We start from the raw sequence: 20,179 nt of genomic DNA, 5'->3' as shown, positions 1-20,179 counted from the left end.
TCTCCATCGAACCTCTGTTCTAATCGAAGAGTGCGGTGGGACGGGCTACGCCTCGACGTGGGCATGGACACGGGGGACGGCGGGCAAGACGGCGGGCCGGGCGAGACGACGCCCCTGTTCGCTCGGTCTGCCGTGACGCGGACCTTCGACACCCCGGAATTCCGCGGCGTGACGTTCTACGAGATCCACGCGCGGTCGATCATCAATCGGGTCCCCTCGGCCAGCCGGGTCCCGTTCGAGTGGACGATCAATCCCTACCGGGGCTGCACCCACGCGTGCACGTACTGCTTCGCCCGCAGGACGCACGAATACCTCGACCTGGACTCCGGCCGCGACTTCGACTCGAAGATCGTCGTGAAGGTCAACGCCCCCGACCTCGTACGCAGGGAGCTGGCGGCGCCTCGATGGGGCGGGCATCCCATCGCAATGGGGACCAACGTCGACTGCTACCAGCGGGCCGAGGGCCGCTACCGGCTGATGCCGGGCATCCTCGCGGCCCTGCGGGACGCCCGCAACCCGTTCTCGATCCTCACCAAGGGCTCGCTGATCCTGCGCGACCTCGACCTGCTCGCCGAGGCGGCCGAGGTGACCGACGTCAGCACGGCCGTCTCGGTGGGGTTCACCGACGAGTCGCTGTGGCGGGCCGTCGAGCCCGGCACCCCGTCGCCGCGCAAGCGGCTGGAGGTGTGCGCCACGCTGAACGAGCACGGCATCCCGTGCGGCGTGCTCATGGCGCCGATCCTCCCCTATCTGTGCGACTCCCCGGCGGCGCTGGAGAGCACCGTGTGCCGCATCGCCGAGACCGGCGCGACGCACGTCACGCCGATCGTGCTCCACCTGCGGCCGGGCGCACGCGAGTGGTTCATGGCCTGGCTGTCGCGCGAGCATCCCCGGCTCGTCCCCCGCTATCTGGAGCTGTACGGCCGGGGCGCCTACGCGCCCAAGGCGTACCAGGAACGGATCAGCCAGGCCGTGCGCACGCTCGCCCGCGAGCACGGCATCGGCCGGTCGGCCACGCGCGGGGGTGAAGCAGCAGGAGCGCGCGGTGAGCGAGCAGCAGGGGCGCGCGGCCCCCGTGCTGGGCAGCGGCCCGGCGAGCGGCCGGTCTCCCCGCCCGCACCGGCCGCGACGCCCGAACAGCTCACGCTCCTTTAGGTGGCCGCCTTCCACCCGCAGGGTTCCGTGCACCCGGCCGCGCGAACCGCCACACGTCGCGTACCCGGATCGGCCGGGGCTGCCCGGGCCCGTCAGGTGTCGCCGGCCGATGAGGGCGTGGTGAAGGCGTCGGCGGATGCGGCGAGGGCGGCGGTTCTGGCCGCCCGGCCGGGCAGGCCGGGGTCGGGTGGTGTGCGGAGAAGCACCAGTTGGTGGTACACGGGTGCGGTGGCGGCGATGAGCAGTGGCCGGGCGTCGGTGTGCGGGGGGAGTTCGGCGCGCCGGATGGCCCGGTCGACGATGACCTCACAGCGGGCGTAGCGATCCTCCCAGAGCCGCCGTTGGGCGTGGTCGGCCTTTTCGGAACGGAACGAGGCGGCGATCAAGGCCGCCACGATCGGCGGCTGTGCGGTCAGCGCGTCCTGGATCTCGCGGTTCAGCGCCGCCAGGTCGCCCTCCAGGGAGCCGGTGTCCGGGGGTTGCCAGGCGTCGTCACTGGCCGCGTCCAGGACGTCGGCGAGCAGCCCTCCGACATCTCCCCAGCGCCGGTACACCGTCGCACGGTGCACACCCGCGCGGGCGGCGACGGCGTCCATGGTGAGCCCGTCATAACCGTGTTCCCCGAGCTCCGCGAGGACCGCGTCGAGCACCTGCCTGCGAATACGGGCGGTACGGCCGCCGGGGCGGGGCCGGGGCGCCGGCACGGGCCGGGCACCCTCGGGTTGTGGCGCTGAAGGAGTCATCGCTGGTGGTCCGGTTGCTCGGTGGGACGGGTCGTGGCAGTATCTTAATGCACCAACCGTCGCAATAGTGGAGTCATCGATGCTCTTCCGAAGCGCTCGCCCGGCCGTGCGGCCTCTGCCGGCCGCCCTGTCCCGAGTGCTTCGGATCGCCTGAACGCCTGCACAGATCACCGCTCTTGCGGTCGCCGCGTCCTTCGACCGCAGGCTCGCCCGTGACTCGGTGACCTGCTCGCTCGCCGCGGGTGAGCGCACCGGGATCGCCGGTGAGAACGAATCAGGACACCCCGCCGCGTCGGTCGGCTGTCCTGTGCACTGCGGCAGCCTCTCGCCCTGGCGCGCATGCTCGGCGAGCCGTCAGAGGTCCTCAACGCCTGACGCGCCCAGGCCCGTGAACGCCCCTTGGAAGGAAACAACGTGATGCCGACCGTGCCCGCCGACCCGACCGTGCTGCATCCGATGCCCGAGCAGCCGCGGGTGGTGCTGCTCAAACCGCTGATCACCTCACCGCTGATCGAGGTCGGAGAGTTCTCCTACTACGACGACCCGGACGAGCCGACCGGTTTCGAGACCCGCAACGTGCTGTACCACTACGGGCCGGAGAAACTGGTCATCGGGAAGTTCTGCGCGCTGGGCGAGGGTGTGCGGTTCATCATGAACGGCGCCAACCATCGCATGGACGGCCCCTCGACGTTCCCCTTCCCGATCATGGGCGGCTCCTGGGCGGAGCACTTCGACCTCATCACCGGCCTGCCCGCACGGGGCGACACCGTGGTCGGCAACGACGTCTGGCTCGGATACCGGTCCATGGTGATGCCCGGCGTACGCATCGGCCACGGAGCGATCATCGCCTCCGGGTCCGTCGTCGTCGACGACGTCCCCGACTACGGCATCGTGGGCGGCAACCCCGCCCGGCTCATCCGCCGCCGCTACAGCGACGCGGACATCGAGCGTCTCCTCGCGGTGGCCTGGTGGGACTGGCCGCTCCAGCACATCACCGAACACCTCCGCACGATCATGTCCGGAAGCATCGACGAACTGGAGACCGCGGCGCCGGCGCCCCCGCACCGTTGATCCACTCGCGTTTCAGCACTTCAGAGTTCCAGCACTTCGGAATCGAGCCAACGCATGCCCGCTTCGTTCCACCACAACCCGTTCGCCGGCTGGCTTCACCGCCATGCCGTTCCGCTCACCCACCTCGATCCGGGGGCGCCACTCGATGATCTGGAGCCGCTGCGCGACATGGTCGGCGACGCGCGCGTCGTCGCGATCGGCGAGAACTCTCACTTCATCACCGAGTTCTCTCTCATGCGCCGGCGAATCCTGCGGTTCCTGGTCGAACGCTGCGGCTTCACCGTCCTGGCCTTCGAGTACGGCTTCAGCGAAGGCTTCCCCCTTGACGCCTGGGCTCAGGGGGAGGGCACCGACCATGATCTGTCGGCCCATCTCGCCGCGTCGATCCCCGTGGGGGTCGAGGAGCCACTGCGCTGGATCCGCCGGCACAACGCCACAGCCGCGGTGCCGGTGCGTTTCGCCGGGATCGACATCCCGGCGGCCGGCGGGTCCCTGCTTCCCGCCCTTGCCCCGGTCGCCGACTACCTGCGCCAGGTCGACCCCGAAGCCCTACCGGCGGTCCAGACGGCGATGCGGATCGCCGGATCGTTCGCCGGTGCCTCCGCGGCCGCAGCCGCGCCCGCATGGACCCGCCTGACCAGCGCCGAACAGGACGCCCTCAGCGCGATCCTGATGCGCCTGCTCATCCGGTTCCGGGCCGTCGAACCGTTGTACGTCTCCCGCGCGGACCAGCGCAGCTACGACATCGCTTTGCGCCGCCTGGAAGGCGCCTGCCAAGGCGACTACACCTTCCGCGCCATGGCCGACCTGTACGCCGGAAGCGGCCTGACCGCCGACACCTCGGCCCGGGACGTCTACATGGCCGGGTCGGTCCTGTGGCACCTGGAGCGCCTCGGCCCCGGAACCCGCATCGTGCTGGCGGCCCACAACGCCCACATCCAGAAAACGCCGGTCTCCTTCGACGGACACCTCACGGGGCTCCCGATGGGACAGCATCTGCACAACTCCCTGGGCGATGACTACGTCGCCCTCGCCCTGACCAGCATCACCGGGTACACCGCCGACATGCGTCCGGACGAGAACGCTCGCTTCGGTTTCGCCATCGACAACACCGCCCTGGAGCCGCCCGAGCGTGGAAGCGTCGAAGCCGCCTTCGCCGACGCCGGTCTCGGACTCGCCATCGCCGATCTCCGCCGGGCGCGCCACGAGATCCCCGGCCCCGACCGCATCCGGATACAGAGCGCCTACGTGCACACCCCCGTCCTCGACGCGTTCGACGGCATCCTCAACACTCCGGCCTCCACTGTCGCCGACGACGTCCAGATGTGAGGCCCCCCGGCCTGCGCCGCCGATCCTCCTCGCGGACTCGTAGCCCGGACACGTGTCCGGGCGGCTACGATCGGCGGCCGTGGAGGACGACGCCGAGGACTTCGTCCGCGCGCACACCAAGCTCGCGGCCGTGCCGTACGTGCCGGAGATACGGCTGCGCCTGATCACGCCGGCCGCCGTTCCGGGTGCCGTGCCGGACGCGGGCGGGGACGACCACGTGTACGAGCTGTGGGAGCGTGCCGGGCGGCTGCCCTTCTGGGCCTGCCCCTGGGCCGGCGGGCAGGCGCTGGCCCGGCACGTGCTCGACCACCCCGAGATCGTGCGGGGCCGCACCGTCCTCGACCTCGCCACGGGCTCGGGGCTGGTCGCGGTCGCCGCGGCGCTGGCCGGCGCCGCCCTGGTCGTCGCCAACGACGTCGACCCGTACGCGCTGGCGGCCGTCCGCGTGAACGCCCGCGCCAACGGCGTCGCGGTGCGGGTCGCCGAAGGCGACCTGCTCGACGGAACGCCGTCCCAGCAGGTCGTGCTGGCCGGGGACGTCTACTACGAGGAGCCGCTGGCCCGGCGGGTCACCCCGTTCCTGTCCCGAGCAGGCGGCGATGTCCTTATCGGAGTGCCCGACCGCGCCTGCTCCTATCTCCCCGAAGGCGTGTTCGAGCAGGTCGCGGTGCACCAGGTGCCGGCCTTCCTGGAGGACGCCCCCAGCAAACGGACGACCATATATCGGCTTTCCAAGCACGATGTGACCTAGTTCACAACAACGGAACAACTGCCGGTTACGTCATAGGGAAAGGGGATCTTCATCTGACGCGAAACGGGGCGTGACTGTGGCTTCTCTTCATCGCAGGGTGGCAAGGAAAGCGGCCAGGGTGGTCGTACGGGCGCTGGAGGCCCGTGACCGCCAGCGTGCCAGGTCGGCGCCGCCGCCCGACGGTCGCGAGATCCGCATCCTGCTGCTGCACGCCAACGGCATGGGGGGCACGATCCGGACGGTCTTCAACCTCGCCGGATATCTGGCGCGCACCCACGACGTGGAGATCGTGAGCGTCGTACGGGAACGCGAGGAGCCCTTTCTCCCCGTGCCCCCCGGAGTGCGCGTCCGCTACCTCGACGACCGGCTGCCCCGCCGCAAGGGCCTGCTGTCGCGGTTCCCGAGCAGGCTGGTGCCGAAGGACGAGGCGGCCTACCACTGGTTCACCCTGCGCACCGATCTCAAGCTGGTCCGCTACATCCGCTCCCGCCGCCGGGGCATCCTCATCGGGACCCGGCCCGGCCTGAACCTGATCGCCGCGCGCTTCGCTCCCCCGGAGATCATCACGGTGGCCCAGGAGCACGGGAACCTGTCCTCGCACCAGCCGCTGGTGCGCAAGCAGATCATCCGCAGGTACGGCAGGCACGACGCGGTCGTCACCCTCACCCAGGCCGACCTGCGCACCTACGAGCGCTCCTTCGGGAAGGCGCGCAAGGACCTCCCCGCCGTGCTGGCGCAGGTGCCCAACGCGACGCCCCGCCTGAACGGCGGCGTCTCGCCGCTCACCGCGAAGACCGTCGTCACCGTGGGCCGCCTGACCTGGGGCAAGGGCTACGACCTGCTCATCCGCGCGTGGGCGCACGTGGCGGCGCGGCATCCGGACTGGACGCTGCGGATCTACGGCGGCGGCCCCCGGCAGGAGAAGCTCCAGGCGTCGATCGACAAGCGCGGGCTCTCCGAGCGGGTGTTCCTCGAAGGCCCGGCCGAGGACGTCGGCGCCGTCCTCGCGGACGCCTCGATGTTCGTGCTGAGCTCCCGCCACGAGGGCATGCCGATGGTCATCCTGGAGGCGATGAGCAAGGGCGTCCCGGTCGTCAGCTACGACTGCCCGACCGGCCCCAAGGAGATGATCACCCACGGCCACGACGGGCTGCTGGTGAAGCCGGAGAAGATCCACGCGATGGCCGACGCCATCTGCGCGCTCATCGAGGACGAGGACCTGCGCCGCGAGATGGGCGCCAACGCGCTGAAGACGGCCGCCCGTTACGACCTCGACGTCATCGGCGCCCGGTGGGAGGACCTTTTGTCCGACTTGGTGGCCCGGCGGCGCGGTCTCCCGCCCGGCGGCCCGCTCGCGCACGAACCGGCCGGGGCCGGCGAGCACGACGCGGGAGAACGGCCGGGCCCCCTCGGCGCCGCCGTGTCCGACGTCGTCCGTACGCCGGACGGAACGACGGCACGCCTCAGCCAGAACGCGTGAACCACCGGCGCGCGGGCCGCGTCACCGGCGATCAGGAGAGAGGCCGCGCCTGCTCGCCGCCCTCGGCGGTCAGCGTCTCGGGACCCTGACCGGCCCACTCCTGCAGGCGACGGGCGAGCGCCCGGACCTCCTCCCGTAGTTCGGGCGGCCCGACCACGGTGAACGGCACGCCGAGGCCGGCCAGCACCTGGGCCATGCCGTCCAGCCGCTCGGCGCGGCCGGTCATCCGCACGCCGCCGTCCGCCGGAGCGAGCGCGGCCACCGTCGGCGGGATCCGCCGCCGCGCCTCCTCCATCGTCGTGGCCAGCACCACCTCGACCTCGTACCGGTACGGCACGGAGGCCAGCGACGCGATGACGTGGGCGACCGCGTCGAACTCCCCCGGAGCGGGGAACTCCTCCTCCGTCGTCTCCGCCCGGCCGATCCGGTCGAGCCGGAACGTCCGCACCTCGCCCCTGCGGTGGTCGTGGCCGGTCAGATACCAGCGGCCCGAGTGGAACACCAGCCCGTAGGGATCGACCGTCCGCTCGCTGTCCTGTCCCCGGTACGACCGGTAAGCCAGCCGTACGCGCAGGCGGCGGCGGGCCGCGTCGGCCAGCGTCAGCAGCGTGGTGCCGCTCGGCCGGGCGGTCGCGGCGGAACGGGTGGTCAGGCCGACCATGTCCTCGACGGCACCGACCCGGTCGCGCAGGGCGTCGGGCAGCACCCGCTGGATCTTCGCGAGCGCGCTCTCGGCCGCCCCCTCGCCCACCGTCAGGCCCGCGCGGCGGCCCGCGAGCAGCCCGAGCACCACGGCGGTCGCCTCGTCGCCGGTCAGCATGAGCGGCGGCAGCCGGTATCCCGGCATGAGCCGGTAGCCGCCGTAGCGTCCCCGCTCGGCCTCCACCGGAATGCCGAGGTCCTCCAGCCTGCGCATGTAGCGGCGCACGCTCCGCACGTCGACCTCCAGGCGCTCGGCCAGCTCGGCACCGGTGAGCCCGGGCCTGGCCTGCAGCAGCTCCAAAAGAGCGAGAACGCGATTGGTCGACATATCAGGACCGATTTTGCCCTGATTCGGCTTTAGTGTCGACGCATGACGACATACGTACTCGTTCCCGGTTTCTGGCTCGGCGCGTGGGTGTGGCGGGACGTCACCGCCGCCCTGCGGGGAATGGGGCACGAGGTCCACCCTCTGACCCTCACCGGCCTCGCCGACCGCGCCCACCTCGCCTCCCCCGATCTCGACCTGGACACCCACATCCGCGACATCACCGGCCTCGTCGAGGCCGAGGACCTGCACGACGTGGTCCTCGTCGGCCACAGCGGGAGCGGCGCCGCGATCACCGGAGCCGCCGCCCGCGCGGCCGGCCGCGTGAGCCGGGTCGTGTACGTCGAGAGCGGCCCGGTGCCGGACGGCATGGCCCAGATCGACCTCACCGGGCGGGAGTTCGTCGAGAAGCGCGTCGAGGACGGCTGGCGCTACCCCATGCCCTCCTGGGACGAGCTACAGGAGTCGGGCGCGAGCCTGGAGGGACTGGGCGAGCGCGAGCGTGCGCTGATGGCCGCCCGGGCCACCGACCAGCCGCTCGGCACGATCACACAGCCCCTCCTCCTGGGTGACGACGCCGCCGCGTTCGCCGCGCTGCCGAAGACGCTGGTGAGCTGCTCGTTCCCGCTCGCGCAGGTCAAGGAGCTGATCACGACGGGCCATCCGGCGTTCGCGCCGCTGGGCGGGCCGGAGTGGGAGCTGCGTGAGCTGCCCACCGGTCACTGGCCGATGCTTTCCCGTCCCGGCGATCTGGCCGTTGTCCTGGCCGAGGTGGTCTGACAAGCCGACGCCTTTACGTTGTAGATTCCCTGGGTGGGACATTTGTCCTGCCCAGGGCCGTATCGATGGATCTACCTGGGCCGACGGCACCCGCCTACCGTCGTCCGCATGACCGCGAAATCCTCCGACGCCGTGTCACTGACCTCGGCGACCAAGCGCTTCGGCCCCGTGCGGGCCGTGGACGGGCTCACGCTCGCCATCCCCCGCGGCCAGACGGTGGCCCTCCTCGGCCCCAACGGTGCGGGCAAGTCGACCACCATCGCGCTGCTGCTCGGGCTGCTGCCGCCCGACTCCGGGCGGGCCGCGCTGTTCGGGCTCGACCCCGAGCAGGCCGTACGGCAGGGCCTGGTGGGCGCGATGCCGCAGGAGGGCGGTCTGATCCCCCGGGTCACGGTCCGCGAGTTGCTGGCCTTCGTGGCCGGGACCTACGCCGCTCCCCTCCCCCTCGACCGGGTGCTCGCGCTCGCCCGGATCGGGGACCTGCGCGACCGCCGGGTGGACCGGCTGTCGGGCGGGCAGGCGCAGCGCGTGCGGTTCGCCATGGCGCTGTGCGGCGACCCCGACCTGATCGTCCTCGACGAGCCCACCGCGGCGCTCGACGTGGAGGCCCGGCGCGAGTTCTGGGACGGCATGCGCGGGCTGGCCAGCCAGGGCAAGACCATCCTGTTCAGCACCCACTACCTGGACGAGGCCGACGAGCACGCCGACCGCGTCGTCGTGCTCGGTCACGGCCAGGTGATCGCCGACGGCACCAGCGCGGAGATCAAGCGGGCGGTCGCGCTGACCACGGTGAGCGTGACGGCCGACGGTGAGTCCGCCTGGCTCGCGACCCTGCCGGGCGTGCGCCACATGGAGATCAGGGGCGGCCGGGTCCACCTGCGCAGCGGCGACCCCGACGCCACCGTCATGGCCCTCGCCCGCGCGGGCGCCGTACGCGGGCTGGAGGTCGTCCCGGCCGGCCTGGAGGACGCCTTCGTCGCGCTGACCACCGGGAAGGAGAGCGTGTGATGCTCGGATACGTACGGCTCGAACTGACCAGGACCATGCGCGACGGCGGCTACGTGATCTTCGGGATCGTGATGCCGGTCGTCATGTACCTCGTCTTCACCAACCTCGGCCTGGCCCCCGGCGACCGGCACGACGCCGCGATCTACACGATGGTCAGCATGGCGGCGTACGGCGCGCTCGGCGGCGCGTTCAACAACGGCAGCGGCATCGCGGAGGACCGCGCGGCGGGGTGGCTGCGGCAGTTGCGGCTCACCCCGCTGACCCCGGCCCAGGTCGTGGCCGGGAAGGTCGTCACCGGGGTGGTCGGCGTCGTGCCGAGCATCGCGGCCGTGCTGCTGGCCGGCGTGCTGGTCAACCACGTCACGCTCCCCCCGCAGCGGTGGCTGGCCGTCGTCGTGCTCCTGTGGGCGGGGACCGTGCCCTTCTCCCTGCTCGGTCTCGGCAACGGCTACCGCCTGTCGGGCCAGTCGGCGGCGATGGCCAACATCGCGACCATGCTGACGCTGGCGATCCTCGGCGGCCTGTGGGTGCCGGTCGAGAACTTCCCGTCCTGGCTACGGGCGATCGCCGAGTGGACCCCGTCGAACAGCTACGCCGGCCTGTCCTGGCGGATCGCGTTCGGCGACGTCCCCACCCTCCGTCAGGCGGTCCTCCTGTCGGCCTGGCTGCTCGTCTTCGGCGTCTACGCGGTGTACGGCTACCGCCGCGCCGGCCGCCGGGCCTGACCACTAATGTGACGTTCCCGATGACGAGCGAACGCGACACCTGGCTGGACCCGCTGCGTGAGGGCGAGCGCGGCCCCGACGCCAAGGGCATGTACATGTGGGTGGCCGTGACGGCGGCGCCCGTGTGGGACATCGCGCACGGCCGGTCCCATCCCCTCTGGCTGGCCTGGCCTGCCGTACTGGCCACCGCCGGGCTCTACGTGGTCACCACGCACTACGCCTTCACCGACCGGCGGCGCGCCCTGCCGGTGCTCGGACTGCTCGCGGCGGTGGTCCTGGCGTCCGCCGCCGGGTTCCGGCACAACTGGCTCTACCTGGTCGTCATGCTGGCCGTCGCCACCGGGATCACCGTGCGCGGCAAGGTCCTTCCGGTGGTGCTGTTCGCCGAGTGCGCCGCCGCTCTGGCCGTGGCCGCAGGGGCCGGCACCGACCTCACCGGCATCCTCGCTCTGGTCTGGGGCACGTTCACCGCGGGCCTCATCCCGGCGATCATCATCCGGTTGTGGGAGGCCATCCACGAGCTCAAGGCCACCCGCGAGGAGCTGGCCCGGGCCGCGGTGACCGAGGAGCGGCTGCGTTTCTCCCGCGACCTGCACGACCTGCTCGGGCACACCCTCTCGGTCATGGTCGTCAAGGCCGAGGCCGTACGCCGGCTGTCGCGGGTGGACGCGGACGCGGCAGCCGGGCAGGCGGCCGACATCGAGCAGATCGGGCGGCAGGCGCTGACCGAGGTGCGGGCCGCCGTCACCGGCTACCGGGGCAAGGGGCTCACCGCCGAACTCGACTCGGCCCGCGCCGCGCTCGCAGACGCCGGCATCGAGGCGACCGTCCGCACCTCCTCCGTACGGCCCGGCCCCGAGACCGACGCCCTGCTCGGCTGGGCCGTGCGCGAGGGCGTGACCAACGTCGTACGGCACAGCCGCGCGTCGGCCTGCGAGATCGGCCTGCGCGACGAGGGCGGGCTCCTGGTGCTGGAGATCCGCGACGACGGCCCGCCGAAGAAGGCCCACGGGCACGGCAACGGGCTGATCGGCCTGCGCGAACGGGTGAAGGCCGCCGCCGGCACGGTGGAGACCACGGCCCCGCCCGACGGAGGATTCCTGCTCCGGGTGGCCGTGCCGTACGCGAAGGAGGACGGTCAGTGATCAAGGTGCTGCTGGCCGAGGACCAGGGCATGATGCGCGGCGCGCTGGCCCTGCTCCTCGGCCTGGAGGAGGACATCGAGGTCGTCGCCCAGGTCGGCCACGGCGACGAGGTGGTGGAAGCCGCCCTGCGCACCCGGCCCGACGTGGCCCTGCTCGACATCGAGATGCCGGGCCGCGGCGGGCTGGAGACCGCCGCCGACCTGCGCGAGCGCCTGCCCGGCTGCGCCGTGCTCATCCTCACGACGTTCGGGCGGCCCGGCTACCTGCGCCGTGCCATGGAAGCCGGGGCGCGCGGGTTCCTGGTCAAGGACGGCCCGGTCGAGGACCTCGCCGACGCCGTCCGCCGGGTGCTGCGCGGTGAGCGGGTCATCGACCCCGCTCTCGCGGCGGCCGCGCTGAGCACCGGCCCGAGCCCGCTGACCGACCGGGAACGGGACGTCCTGGCCGCGGCGGCCGACGGCTCGACGATCTCCGACATCTCGGCCCGCCTCCACCTGTCGGAGAGCACCGTGCGCAACTACCTGTCGTCCGCCATCGGCAAGACCGGCACCAGGAACCGGATCGAGGCCGCCCGCCTGGCCCGCCACAACGGCTGGCTGTAGAGGGTCACTGCACGTCGAACTCGTTGCCCTCGGGGTCGGCCATGGTCACGTGGTGACTCCCGGGCTCCCGTACGGTGCGCAGCACGGTGGCGCCCAGTGCCTTGAGCCGGTCCACCTCGGCGTCCCTGCGCTCGGGGCCCGCGTGCAGGTCGATGTGCAGGCGGTTCTTGCCGGCCTTCGGCTCGGGGACCGCCTGGAAGAGGATCCGGCGGCCGAGCCCGGTGCCGCTGTCCGGATCGAACGGGTCGTCCGGGTGCCGTACCGCCCGCAGCGTCCGGAAGGCCGTACGGTCAGGGGTCACCGCCTCCTCCCCCACGACGCCGGCGGCCAGGAGCCGGCCGACCAGCACGCTGTTGTCCTCCACTTCGTAGCCCAGGGCCTCGGCCCAGAACGCGGCCTGCGCGTGCGGGTCCGTGCAGTCGATGACGAGCTTCCAATCGAGAGTCATGTAACCATTTATAGTGGTTACATGAGCCTGACGCTACATCCGCGCGACGGGGCCTCCTTCCGCTTCGACCCGGGCGCCCTGTGCCTGGAGTTCCTGGTCAGCGGCGGCGTGGGGGTCTACGCCCACTACGAGACGCTGCACGAGCCGGCGGACCTGGCGCGGTGGGCCGCGGTGTCCCGGCTCGGCCTGGAGGAAGCGGACACGACGGCCGCCGACATCGACCGTGCGAAGGCCCTGCGTACCGCCCTGTGGGGGCTGGCCGGCGACCGCGTCCACGGGCGCACGCCGCGGCAGGCGGACGTGGACGCCGTCAACCGGGCGGCGTCCGCCCCGCCGTTGACGCCCGTGATGACGGCGGACGGGCTACGTTCCTGGGCCACTCCGGCGACCGGGAGCCAGGTGGTCGCGACCGTCGCGAGGGACGCGATCGAGCTGTTCACCGGCCCGCTGGCGGACCGCGTGCGGGAGTGCGCGGGGGACAACTGCGCCCTCATCTTCGTCGACACCTCACGGCCGGGCAGCAGGCGCTGGTGCTCGATGGAGCGGTGCGGCAACCGCCACAAGGTCCGCGCGCACCGCTCCCGCGAAGGCTAGACGCGTCCCTGCCGTTCCGCACCGGCATGTGGTCGTGCCGGCGGACGCCCGCTCGGATGTCCGCATGTGACAGAACCCCGTCATGGCGGCCACGGCGCCGCAATAGCGACAATAGGGGCATGCCCGCTCCGCACCGTGTCGTCATCGCCGTGTTCCCCGACGTCGATCTCCTCGACGTCACCGGGCCCGCGGAGGTGTTCGCGGTCGCCAACCGGGAGATGTCCGACCGGCCGCCCTACCAGGTGCTGCTGGCCGGCCCGGACGGCGGCCAGGTGCGCACCTCTGCCGGCGTCCGGCTCGCCACCGACCTGACCTTCGCCCAGGTCGGCGACCGGGTGGACACCCTCGTGGTGCCCGGAGCGGTGGACCGCGACGGGGCGCCCGTGATCGATCCGCACGTGGTCGGCTGGATCGGCGAGACCGCCCGGCACGCCCGCCGCGTCGCCTCGGTGTGCGTCGGCGCGCACCTGCTGGCCGCCGCGGGCCTGCTGGCGGGCCGGACGGCGACCACGCACTGGGCCACCGCCGACCGGCTGGCGGCCGACCACCCCGACGTCGTCGTGGACCCGGACCCGATCTACGTCCGTTCGGGGAAGGTGTGGACGGGCGCGGGGATCAGCGCGTGCATGGATCTCGCGCTGGCCCTGGTCGCCGAGGACCACGGCGAGCGGCTGGCGCTGGCGGTGGCCCGGCAACTGGTGATGTACCTCAAGCGCCAGGGCGGGCAGAGCCAGTTCAGCGTCCCGCTGTGGCGGGCCCCGACCGAGCGCCGCGACCTCGACGAACTGCGGGCGTGGATCACCGAGAACCTGACCGCCGACCTGTCCGCCGCTGCGCTCGCCGAACGGATGTGCCTGAGTGAACGCCACTTCACCCGGGTCTTCCGGAAGGAGACCGGCGAAACCCCGGCCGCGTACGTCGAGGCGGCGCGGACGGAGGCGGCGCGGCGGCTGCTGGAGAGCACCGACGAGCCGCTGGAGCGGGTCGCCGCCGCGGCCGGCCTGGGCTCGGTGGAGACCCTGCACCGCGTGTTCAGGCGGCGGCTGGCGACCACCCCCGCGGCCTACCGGCGGCGCTTCCGCACCGCCGCCTGATCTTTCCCCCTTTCGCCCCGGCCCGGCAGGGCCGGCGCCTCGTCCTGCCCTTTTCCCTCTGTTTTCCCCTCTGTGCAAGGAGACCCGTGATGACCGTTTCGACGACCCTGCGTGACGTGATCGGCCTGGACAGCGCGCTGCCGGCGCTCTCGGCGAGCACCCTGATCATGATCGATTTCCAGAACACCTATCGCACCGGCGTCATGGCGCTGCCGGACGCCGACCGCGCCCTGGACGCCGCCGCCCGCCTCCTGGACCGCGCCCGCGCCGCCGGCGCCCGGGTGGTGCACGTGGTCAACGACGGCGGCGAAGGCAGCCCGTACGACATCCGGGCCGAGATCGGGCGGATCGACGCGCGCGTCGCGCCCCGGGACGGCGAGCCGGTCGTGGTGAAGAACTTCCCGGACTCCTTCCACGGCACCGACCTGCTGGAGGTGCTGCACGGCCTGGACGCCGGGCCGGACCTGGTGCTGGCGGGCTTCATGACCCACATGTGCGTCCAGTTCACCGCCCAGGGCGCGTTCAACCTCGGTTACCGGCCAACCGTGGTGGCCGAGGCGTGCGCGACCCGGCCGCTCGCGGGCCCGGACGGCGCGCCGATCCCGGCGCAGGCCCTGCACGCCGCCGCCCTGACCACGATCGGCGACCTGTTCGGCCCCGTCGCCGCCCGGGTGGCCGACCTGCCCGCCTGATCGGCGGTCTACAACCGGCGCAGCACCTGCATGGCGTCCCTCTCGATGCGCGAAAGATCGTGGAGGATGACGCCGGCCTGCTCGAGGCACCCCGCGTCGCCGCTCTCCCCGGCCTTCGCGATCAGGGTGGACACGTGCGTCCACAGGACGGCGGCCTCGGCGTACAACCGGTGACCGGCGCGGAGGTTGCCGTCGTCGATCAGCCGGGTGCACTCGTCGAGGAAGTCGCGATAGAGGGCGCGAAACAGGGCGCCGCCGGTACCGCCCTTCTCCATGAGGAGGGCGGCCTGCGGCAGGTCCTGCCGCGGCTCGGCGGCGCGCAGCAACCACCTGGGCACCTGTTTGCCGGCCTTCTCGATGCCGCGGTGGCCGAGGTTCGCGATGGGAGCGGCGAGGAAGGCCTCGGCGCAGTCCTTGATGGCGGGGACGATCCGGTCCTGCCAGGAGACCGGGTGCGCCGGCAGGGAGATGGTGAAGGAGCGGTTCCTGGCGGTCATCGGGCCGCGTTCGGCCCGCGCCGTGGCGAGGCCGGCGCGGCTGGTGCGCACCGCGCCGCCCTGCTGGTCGGTGTCCACAAGGTGGACGTCGTGCTCGTCGTAGCCGTACATGGCGACGACATGACCGCCGAAGTGCACCTTGGTGCGGAAATAGTCCAGGTGGTAGCAGTCGAGCTGGAGGCCGACCGGCCGGCCGGAGTCGATGGCGGCGGCCACGTTCTCCCACGCCTTGCGTGGTGAGGTGGTCTCCTCGACCGTCAACGTCAGCCCCAGCCTGGCGGCCAGGTTCCTGGTGAGCTCGAACGGCTTGACGCGTCCTCCGAGAAAGGGGAACGGCATGCCCTTGCCGTCCCAATAGATGAAGGACAGGCCCGAGCCCAGCCCGAACAGCATGGGCTCGGACAGATCGAGCCCCTCATGCCGCAACAGCACGCCCAGCGCCGTCGTCTCGCAGTGGTGCATGCCACGGGCGTCGATGTCCTTCACGATGGTCATGCGTCGCTCTCCTCATGCTGACGCGGCGTACGGTCACCCACTGGGGAGACCACTGGGAACAGCATGAGGCCTCCCACAGTGGGAGAGTCCAGACGGTCGCTCCCGTCAGGGTCTGTATCGGCGGGGCCGGCGACCTCCCTCGCGAATCGGACCGTCGTCGGCCACACTGAGTCCGTGCAATACGTCGGCCGGGTGCCCTCGCCGCCGCTCGACCAGTTCATCGACGACATCTACTGCCTGACCGGTGTGCCGCGCCACCGCCGGATGAACGTCCCGCCGATGCCGTCGGCACACCTGTTCGTCAACCTGGGCGAACCCGTCCGCCTGTGGGACTCCGACCCTTCGGTGCCGCCGGCGATGCTCATCGATGCGTGGTTCATGGGTGTATGGACCAGGCGTTTCCTCTTCGAGTACCCCGCACGAGTGCGGCTCGTCGGGGTGCACTTCAAACCTTGGGGGATGTCGCCATTCGTCGGCATGCCGGCGATCGAGCTGCGGGACCGATGGGTGCCGGTCGACGGCGTCTGGCAACGGTCGTTGGACCGGTTTCGCGACCAGGTCGGCGACATCGCATCGGCCACCGAGACACTGCGGGTGCTGGAGGAGGAGCTGCGATCGCGGTTCGCCGAGGCACCGTCGCGCGGCCTCGGCCTGGTCCGGCACACAGGCGGGCGTTTGGAGACTTCCCACGGCGCGGTCCCGGTCGGTGCGCTGGCCGATGCCGCCGGGGTGAGCGGCAATCACCTGGCCACGCAGTTCAAGTCTCACGTCGGGGTCACCCCGAAGCGGGTGGCGCGGATCTACCGCTTCGCGCGGCTGATCCTGTCCGTGGACGCCCTGCATCCGGTCGACTGGTCGGATCTCGCCCAGACGGCGGGCTACTTCGACCAGGCCCACTTCAGCAGGGAGTTCAAGGACTTCACCGGCCACACCCCGACCGAATACCTGGCCCTGCGGCGCCGATTCCCCGCCGAGCAGGGGTTCCCACCGGACAGCGGTCCGATGCCCGCTGATTGATTTTCTACAAGCCAGACCGCCCACAGGACCGACAAGATCGGGGGCGGATGTGCAAGGAGCGTCGAGGAGAACCTGTGGGCACAGTGATCATGCACAGCGCGGTGTCGGTGGACGGTTTCATCGCGGACGAGAACGACAACGTCGGGCCGCTCCACGACTGGTACTTCACCGGGGACACCCCGATCATCGAAGACGGCGACCAGCGATACGACCATTCCGGAGCCGGCAGCGGCTTCAAGGTCTCACATGCATCGGCGGAGTACGTCCGGCCGATGTGGGAGGCGGTCGGCGCTATCGTCATGGGCCGCACCTTGTTCGACCTGGTGAACGGCTGGGAAGGCCGGCCGCCCGCGGGTGACCACGTGATCGTGGTGTCCCACCGGCCCAAGCCCGAGGGCTGGCACCCCGAGGCGTCGTACCATTTCGTCGATGGCGTGACGGCTGCGATCGACAAGGCCCAGGAGCTCGCCGGGGAGAGAACCGTCGCGGTGAACGCCGGCGAAGTGGGCGGCCAGATCCTCGCGGCCGGTCTCGTGGACGAGGTGGCGATGGACGTGGTGCCGGTGGTGTTCGGGTCGGGCAGACGCTACTTCGGCAGCATCGCCGGGCAGCACCTGCTGGAGGATCCCCACGTGGTCATCCAGGGCGACCGAGTGCTGCACCTGAAGTTCAAGGTACGCCGCTGAGGGCCTGTATCAGCGATCGCCGCCCTGGCCGCCTGGGTGCCGGCAGCGGCGGCGACCAGCCCGCCCACTGCGCATCGGGTCAGGTCGGACAGTCACCGCCGAGGAGGCCACGAGGTCTCCGGTGTGGGGTTCGTCCTGGTCGATCGGCCCCTGCCGGAGACCTCGTTCGCCGCCGATTTCCTATGTCCCCGTGTCCTCAGCCGGCGAGGGCGCGGTTGACGGCGGCGAGCACCGCCCGGGCGGACGCCGTCACGGCGTCGGCGTCCTCGCCCGCCCCCCAGACGGGCGTGTCACCGACACGGCACCGGGCGTAGGCGACGGCGCCGCCCTCCACCGGATGCCCGCCCTGCCAGAGCACCTCCACCGCGATCCCGGACGCCTCGAGCGCGGCGGTGAGGGCCGCCGCCGGGTCGGCGCCGCTTCCCTCGCTTTCGCGCCCGTCCCGACGGACCAGGCAGTGGAACCCGTCGCCGCCGGCGGAGCACGACGACAGCGTGACCGGCCCGTCCTCCGCCACGTACGCGTCGCGGAACAACTGGAGCAGGTCCTTCGGCGTGGCCTCCCGCCCGCTGCGGTCCGTCGCGTCCTGCACGACGCGGGAGAACTCGGCGCGCAGCGCCTTCGGCAGGTCGAGCCCGTGGTGCGCCTGGAGGAGGTGGGCGATGCCAGCCTTGCCCGACTGGCTGTTGACCCGGATGACCGCCTCGTAGGTGCGCCCGACGTCGGCAGGGTCGATCGGCAGGTAGGGCACCGACCAGGGCGCCTCCCCCACCGCCACGCCCTGCTCGGCCGCCACCCGCTCGTGGTGGGCGAGCCCCTTGCTGATCGCGTCCTGGTGGGTCCCCGAGAAGGCCGTGTAGACCAGGTCTCCCCCGTACGGATGCCGTATGTGGACCGGCAGGCGGTTGCACTCCTGGACGGTCCGCCGGATGAGGTCGATGTCGGAAAAGTCGATCATCGGATCGACGCCCTGCGCGTACAGGTTGAGCGCGAGGGTGACCAGGTCGACGTTCCCGGTGCGCTCGCCGTTGCCGAACAGGCAGCCCTCGACGCGCTGCGCCCCGGCCAGTACGGCGAGCTCCGCGCAGGCCACCCCCGTGCCCCTGTCGTTGTGCGGGTGGACCGAGAGGATGACCGCGTCACGCCGTTCGAGATGGCGGTGCATGTACTCGATCTGGTCGGCGTACAGGTTCGGCGTGGCGATCTCGACGGTGGCGGGCAGGTTGTGGATCACCGGCCGGTCGGGCGAGGCGTCCCACAACCGGGTGAGGCCGTTGCAGACCTCCAGGACGAAATCGGGCTCGGTGCAGTTGAACACCTCCGGGGAGAACTCGAACCGCACCGCCGTCTCCGGCATGGCGTCGGCGAGTCGCGCGATGTGCTCGGCGGCCTCCCGGATGAGCGCGTGCAGACCGGCCCGGTCCTGTCCGAGCACGACGTCGCGCCAGACCGGCGCGGTCGCCGTGTACAGGTGCACCACCGCCCGCGGCATGCCCTGGACGGAGGCGAAGGTCTGCTCGATGAGGTCGCGGCGGGCCGCCGTGAACACCACGGGGGTCACGTCGTCCGGCACCGCGCCGCTCGCGGCCAGGTGACGGACGAAGTCGAAGTCGGTCCGGCTCGACGACGGGTAGCCGACCTCGATCTCCTTGAACCCCATCGCGACGAGGAGGTCGAACATGCGGCGCTTGCGCGGGGTGTCCATCGGCTCGGCCAGCGCCTGGTTGCCGTCGCGCAGGTCGACGGGCACCCACAGCGGCGCCCGCTCGATCCTGCGCCCCGGCCAGGTGCGCGGGATCTCGGGAATCTCGACCCGCTCATGCGCGGGCCGGTAGCGGTGGTACGGCATCGCGCTGCCCCGCTGGGGATTCCAGGCGGGAGCGTCGGCGGGCACCGGACCTTCTGGCGTGCGAAGCGTGGGGAAGGGAGTGGAGACGGTGGTCACAGAGATGATCCTTCGGTCGGTCTTCGGGCGACCGGCGGCACGGCACCCCGCGGCGGGGCGCCGGTCATCGGATCAAACCCCGCCGCGGCGGCCGAGAAGCAGGCCGGAAAGACGGCCGAGGGACCAGTGCGACGACATGGCGGTTAGACTAACCACAGGACAACTCCTCAGACAACCTGAGAGGTGAAGCTCGATGGCGCTCGGTGCGCTCCACCGCAGCCCCCTCGTCGACCAGGCCGTCGAGAGCCTGCGCGAGCAGATCGCCGAGGGCCGCTGGCCGGTCGGCACCCGGCTGCCGGGCGAGACGACCCTGGCCGCGACCCTGGGCGTGGGCCGTTCCACCGTCCGCGAGGCCCTGCGGGCGCTGGCCGGAGCCGGGCTGGTCCAGGCGCGGCAGGGCGCCGGGGTCTTCGTCATCGCCACCAGCCCCGCCGAGGACTGGACGGCCCGCCTGCGCCGGGCCGCCGTGACCGACGTCTACGAGGTGCGCATGCTGGTCGAGGTGCAGGCCGCCCGGCTAGCGGCGCTGCGCCGTACGCCGGACGACGTGACGGCCCTGCACGCGGCACTGGAGGCCCGGCGGGCCGCCGCGCGGGAGAGCGACGCCGCCTTCGTCGACGCCGACATCGCCCTGCACGCGGCCGTCGTCGCCGCCGCGCACAACCCCGTGCTGACCGACCTGTTCGCCGAGTTCGTCCCCCGGCTGCGGGAGGGTCTGGTCGCCCTGGTGGACCTGCTCGACCTGCGGGCGGGCGACCCGAACCCGGGAGACGAGACCCACGCGGCGTTCGTCGGCGCCGTCGAGCGCGGTGACGCCGAGGCCGCGGGCCGCGTGCTGCAGGAGGAACTGGAGCAGACCCTCGACCGCCTCCGCCGGGCGGGCTGAGGACCGGGC

General features: G+C 71.9%; 21 protein-coding genes. 16 read left to right on the top strand and 5 right to left on the bottom strand.

Annotated features, from left to right (window positions below):
• The first annotated feature begins 30 nt into the window (after window positions 1-30).
• Window positions 31-1,155, top strand: coding sequence for an Rv2578c family radical SAM protein (locus Msi02_RS27375; RefSeq protein ID WP_239108746.1), 1,125 nt, complete (start codon window positions 31-33; stop codon window positions 1,153-1,155).
• A gap of 92 nt (window positions 1,156-1,247) precedes the next feature.
• Here the strand turns inward: Msi02_RS27375 and Msi02_RS27370 are convergent, their stop codons facing one another.
• On the bottom strand, window positions 1,248-1,859 hold the full coding sequence (locus Msi02_RS27370; protein ID WP_239108745.1) for a TetR/AcrR family transcriptional regulator: 612 nt from the start codon (window positions 1,857-1,859) through the stop codon (window positions 1,248-1,250).
• A 456-nt stretch (window positions 1,860-2,315) separates the two neighbouring features.
• Between Msi02_RS27370 and Msi02_RS27365 the strand changes: the two genes are divergently transcribed.
• The 4 genes from Msi02_RS27365 to Msi02_RS27350 all read left to right on the top strand — a co-directional run bounded on the left by Msi02_RS27365 (window position 2,316) and on the right by Msi02_RS27350 (window position 6,529).
• Window positions 2,316-2,969: a CatB-related O-acetyltransferase gene (locus Msi02_RS27365; RefSeq protein WP_204050917.1), complete on the top strand. Its 654-nt coding sequence runs from the start codon at window positions 2,316-2,318 to the stop codon at window positions 2,967-2,969.
• Window positions 2,970-3,023: 54 nt separating this feature from the next.
• Window positions 3,024-4,298, top strand: a complete 1,275-nt coding sequence (locus Msi02_RS27360) for an erythromycin esterase family protein (protein ID WP_204050916.1) — start codon at window positions 3,024-3,026, stop codon at window positions 4,296-4,298.
• A gap of 79 nt (window positions 4,299-4,377) precedes the next feature.
• The gene (locus Msi02_RS27355; protein WP_204050915.1) at window positions 4,378-5,049 is read left to right on the top strand and encodes a class I SAM-dependent methyltransferase; all 672 of its coding nucleotides are present in this window, start codon (window positions 4,378-4,380) and stop codon (window positions 5,047-5,049) included.
• A gap of 97 nt (window positions 5,050-5,146) precedes the next feature.
• On the top strand, window positions 5,147-6,529 hold the full coding sequence (locus tag Msi02_RS27350; RefSeq protein WP_239108744.1) for a glycosyltransferase family 4 protein: 1,383 nt from the start codon (window positions 5,147-5,149) through the stop codon (window positions 6,527-6,529).
• A 31-nt stretch (window positions 6,530-6,560) separates the two neighbouring features.
• Here the strand turns inward: Msi02_RS27350 and Msi02_RS27345 are convergent, their stop codons facing one another.
• On the bottom strand, window positions 6,561-7,559 hold the full coding sequence (locus tag Msi02_RS27345; RefSeq protein WP_204050914.1) for a helix-turn-helix transcriptional regulator: 999 nt from the start codon (window positions 7,557-7,559) through the stop codon (window positions 6,561-6,563).
• 42 nt (window positions 7,560-7,601) lie between these two features.
• Here Msi02_RS27345 and Msi02_RS27340 point away from each other — a divergent pair, with 42 nt between their 5' ends.
• The 5 genes from Msi02_RS27340 (at window position 7,602) to Msi02_RS27320 (ending at window position 11,816) form a co-directional block, all read left to right on the top strand.
• Entirely contained in the window at window positions 7,602-8,336 is a 735-nt protein-coding gene (locus Msi02_RS27340; RefSeq protein ID WP_204050913.1) for an alpha/beta fold hydrolase, read from the top strand.
• A gap of 108 nt (window positions 8,337-8,444) precedes the next feature.
• Window positions 8,445-9,344 (top strand): ABC transporter ATP-binding protein, encoded by a 900-nt coding sequence (locus Msi02_RS27335; RefSeq protein ID WP_204050912.1) that lies wholly within the window; start codon window positions 8,445-8,447, stop codon window positions 9,342-9,344.
• A complete protein-coding gene (locus Msi02_RS27330; protein ID WP_239108754.1) occupies window positions 9,344-10,069 on the top strand; it encodes an ABC transporter permease in 726 nt (241 codons plus the stop codon). The genes Msi02_RS27335 and Msi02_RS27330 overlap by 1 nt, the downstream gene beginning before the upstream one ends.
• A gap of 20 nt (window positions 10,070-10,089) precedes the next feature.
• On the top strand, window positions 10,090-11,214 hold the full coding sequence (locus Msi02_RS27325; protein WP_204050910.1) for a sensor histidine kinase: 1,125 nt from the start codon (window positions 10,090-10,092) through the stop codon (window positions 11,212-11,214).
• Window positions 11,211-11,816 (top strand): response regulator transcription factor, encoded by a 606-nt coding sequence (locus Msi02_RS27320; RefSeq protein ID WP_079313877.1) that lies wholly within the window; start codon window positions 11,211-11,213, stop codon window positions 11,814-11,816. The genes Msi02_RS27325 and Msi02_RS27320 overlap by 4 nt, the downstream gene beginning before the upstream one ends.
• 4 nt (window positions 11,817-11,820) lie before the next feature.
• Here the strand turns inward: Msi02_RS27320 and Msi02_RS27315 are convergent, their stop codons facing one another.
• Window positions 11,821-12,264, bottom strand: a complete 444-nt coding sequence (locus Msi02_RS27315; protein WP_204050909.1) for a VOC family protein — start codon at window positions 12,262-12,264, stop codon at window positions 11,821-11,823.
• A 21-nt stretch (window positions 12,265-12,285) separates the two neighbouring features.
• Here Msi02_RS27315 and Msi02_RS27310 point away from each other — a divergent pair, with 21 nt between their 5' ends.
• From Msi02_RS27310 to Msi02_RS27300, 3 genes are all read left to right on the top strand, one after another.
• Window positions 12,286-12,858 (top strand): CGNR zinc finger domain-containing protein, encoded by a 573-nt coding sequence (locus tag Msi02_RS27310; protein WP_204050908.1) that lies wholly within the window; start codon window positions 12,286-12,288, stop codon window positions 12,856-12,858.
• Between the two features lie 119 nt (window positions 12,859-12,977).
• Entirely contained in the window at window positions 12,978-13,952 is a 975-nt protein-coding gene (locus tag Msi02_RS27305) for a GlxA family transcriptional regulator (RefSeq protein ID WP_204050907.1), read from the top strand.
• A gap of 89 nt (window positions 13,953-14,041) precedes the next feature.
• Window positions 14,042-14,644, top strand: coding sequence for an isochorismatase family protein (locus Msi02_RS27300; RefSeq protein WP_204050906.1), 603 nt, complete (start codon window positions 14,042-14,044; stop codon window positions 14,642-14,644).
• A gap of 8 nt (window positions 14,645-14,652) precedes the next feature.
• Here the strand turns inward: Msi02_RS27300 and Msi02_RS27295 are convergent, their stop codons facing one another.
• On the bottom strand, window positions 14,653-15,636 hold the full coding sequence (locus Msi02_RS27295) for a BtrH N-terminal domain-containing protein (protein ID WP_204050905.1): 984 nt from the start codon (window positions 15,634-15,636) through the stop codon (window positions 14,653-14,655).
• A 174-nt stretch (window positions 15,637-15,810) separates the two neighbouring features.
• On the opposite strand from Msi02_RS27295, the gene Msi02_RS27290 reads away from it, so the two are divergent.
• Window positions 15,811-16,653, top strand: a complete 843-nt coding sequence (locus tag Msi02_RS27290; RefSeq protein WP_204050904.1) for a helix-turn-helix domain-containing protein — start codon at window positions 15,811-15,813, stop codon at window positions 16,651-16,653.
• A gap of 74 nt (window positions 16,654-16,727) precedes the next feature.
• Complete coding sequence (locus tag Msi02_RS27285; RefSeq protein ID WP_204050903.1) at window positions 16,728-17,339, top strand: dihydrofolate reductase family protein; 612 nt, start codon at window positions 16,728-16,730, stop codon at window positions 17,337-17,339.
• 196 nt (window positions 17,340-17,535) lie between these two features.
• On the opposite strand, the gene Msi02_RS27280 is transcribed toward Msi02_RS27285, so the two are convergent.
• Window positions 17,536-19,188: a 2-isopropylmalate synthase gene (locus Msi02_RS27280; RefSeq protein ID WP_204050944.1), complete on the bottom strand. Its 1,653-nt coding sequence runs from the start codon at window positions 19,186-19,188 to the stop codon at window positions 17,536-17,538.
• 289 nt (window positions 19,189-19,477) lie between these two features.
• Here Msi02_RS27280 and Msi02_RS27275 point away from each other — a divergent pair, with 289 nt between their 5' ends.
• On the top strand, window positions 19,478-20,170 hold the full coding sequence (locus Msi02_RS27275) for a FadR/GntR family transcriptional regulator (protein ID WP_204050902.1): 693 nt from the start codon (window positions 19,478-19,480) through the stop codon (window positions 20,168-20,170).
• The last annotated feature ends 9 nt before the right edge of the window (window positions 20,171-20,179 follow it).

The organism is Microbispora siamensis (assembly GCF_016863095.1).
GTDB classification, from domain to species: domain Bacteria; phylum Actinomycetota; class Actinomycetes; order Streptosporangiales; family Streptosporangiaceae; genus Microbispora; species Microbispora siamensis.
Note: the sequence above shows the minus strand (reverse complement) of the source record. Positions and strands in the feature narration are given on the sequence as shown.

Bases quoted from the DNA above. Each gene is read 5' to 3' on its own strand.
- Msi02_RS27365 (WP_204050917.1), top strand. From the start codon at position 2,316: ATGCCGACCGTGCCCGCCGACCCGACCGTGCTGCATCCGATGCCCGAG.
- Msi02_RS27360 (WP_204050916.1), top strand. From the start codon at position 3,024: ATGCCCGCTTCGTTCCACCACAACCCGTTCGCCGGCTGGCTTCACCGC.
- Msi02_RS27345 (WP_204050914.1), bottom strand. From the start codon at position 7,559: ATGTCGACCAATCGCGTTCTCGCTCTTTTGGAGCTGCTGCAGGCCAGG.
- Msi02_RS27340 (WP_204050913.1), top strand. From the start codon at position 7,602: ATGACGACATACGTACTCGTTCCCGGTTTCTGGCTCGGCGCGTGGGTG.
- Msi02_RS27335 (WP_204050912.1), top strand. From the start codon at position 8,445: ATGACCGCGAAATCCTCCGACGCCGTGTCACTGACCTCGGCGACCAAG.
- Msi02_RS27330 (WP_239108754.1), top strand. From the start codon at position 9,344: ATGCTCGGATACGTACGGCTCGAACTGACCAGGACCATGCGCGACGGC.
- Msi02_RS27325 (WP_204050910.1), top strand. From the start codon at position 10,090: ATGACGAGCGAACGCGACACCTGGCTGGACCCGCTGCGTGAGGGCGAG.
- Msi02_RS27315 (WP_204050909.1), bottom strand. From the start codon at position 12,264: ATGACTCTCGATTGGAAGCTCGTCATCGACTGCACGGACCCGCACGCG.
- Msi02_RS27310 (WP_204050908.1), top strand. From the start codon at position 12,286: ATGAGCCTGACGCTACATCCGCGCGACGGGGCCTCCTTCCGCTTCGAC.
- Msi02_RS27305 (WP_204050907.1), top strand. From the start codon at position 12,978: ATGCCCGCTCCGCACCGTGTCGTCATCGCCGTGTTCCCCGACGTCGAT.
- Msi02_RS27300 (WP_204050906.1), top strand. From the start codon at position 14,042: ATGACCGTTTCGACGACCCTGCGTGACGTGATCGGCCTGGACAGCGCG.
- Msi02_RS27295 (WP_204050905.1), bottom strand. From the start codon at position 15,636: ATGACCATCGTGAAGGACATCGACGCCCGTGGCATGCACCACTGCGAG.
- Msi02_RS27280 (WP_204050944.1), bottom strand. From the start codon at position 19,188: ATGCCGTACCACCGCTACCGGCCCGCGCATGAGCGGGTCGAGATTCCC.
- Msi02_RS27275 (WP_204050902.1), top strand. From the start codon at position 19,478: ATGGCGCTCGGTGCGCTCCACCGCAGCCCCCTCGTCGACCAGGCCGTC.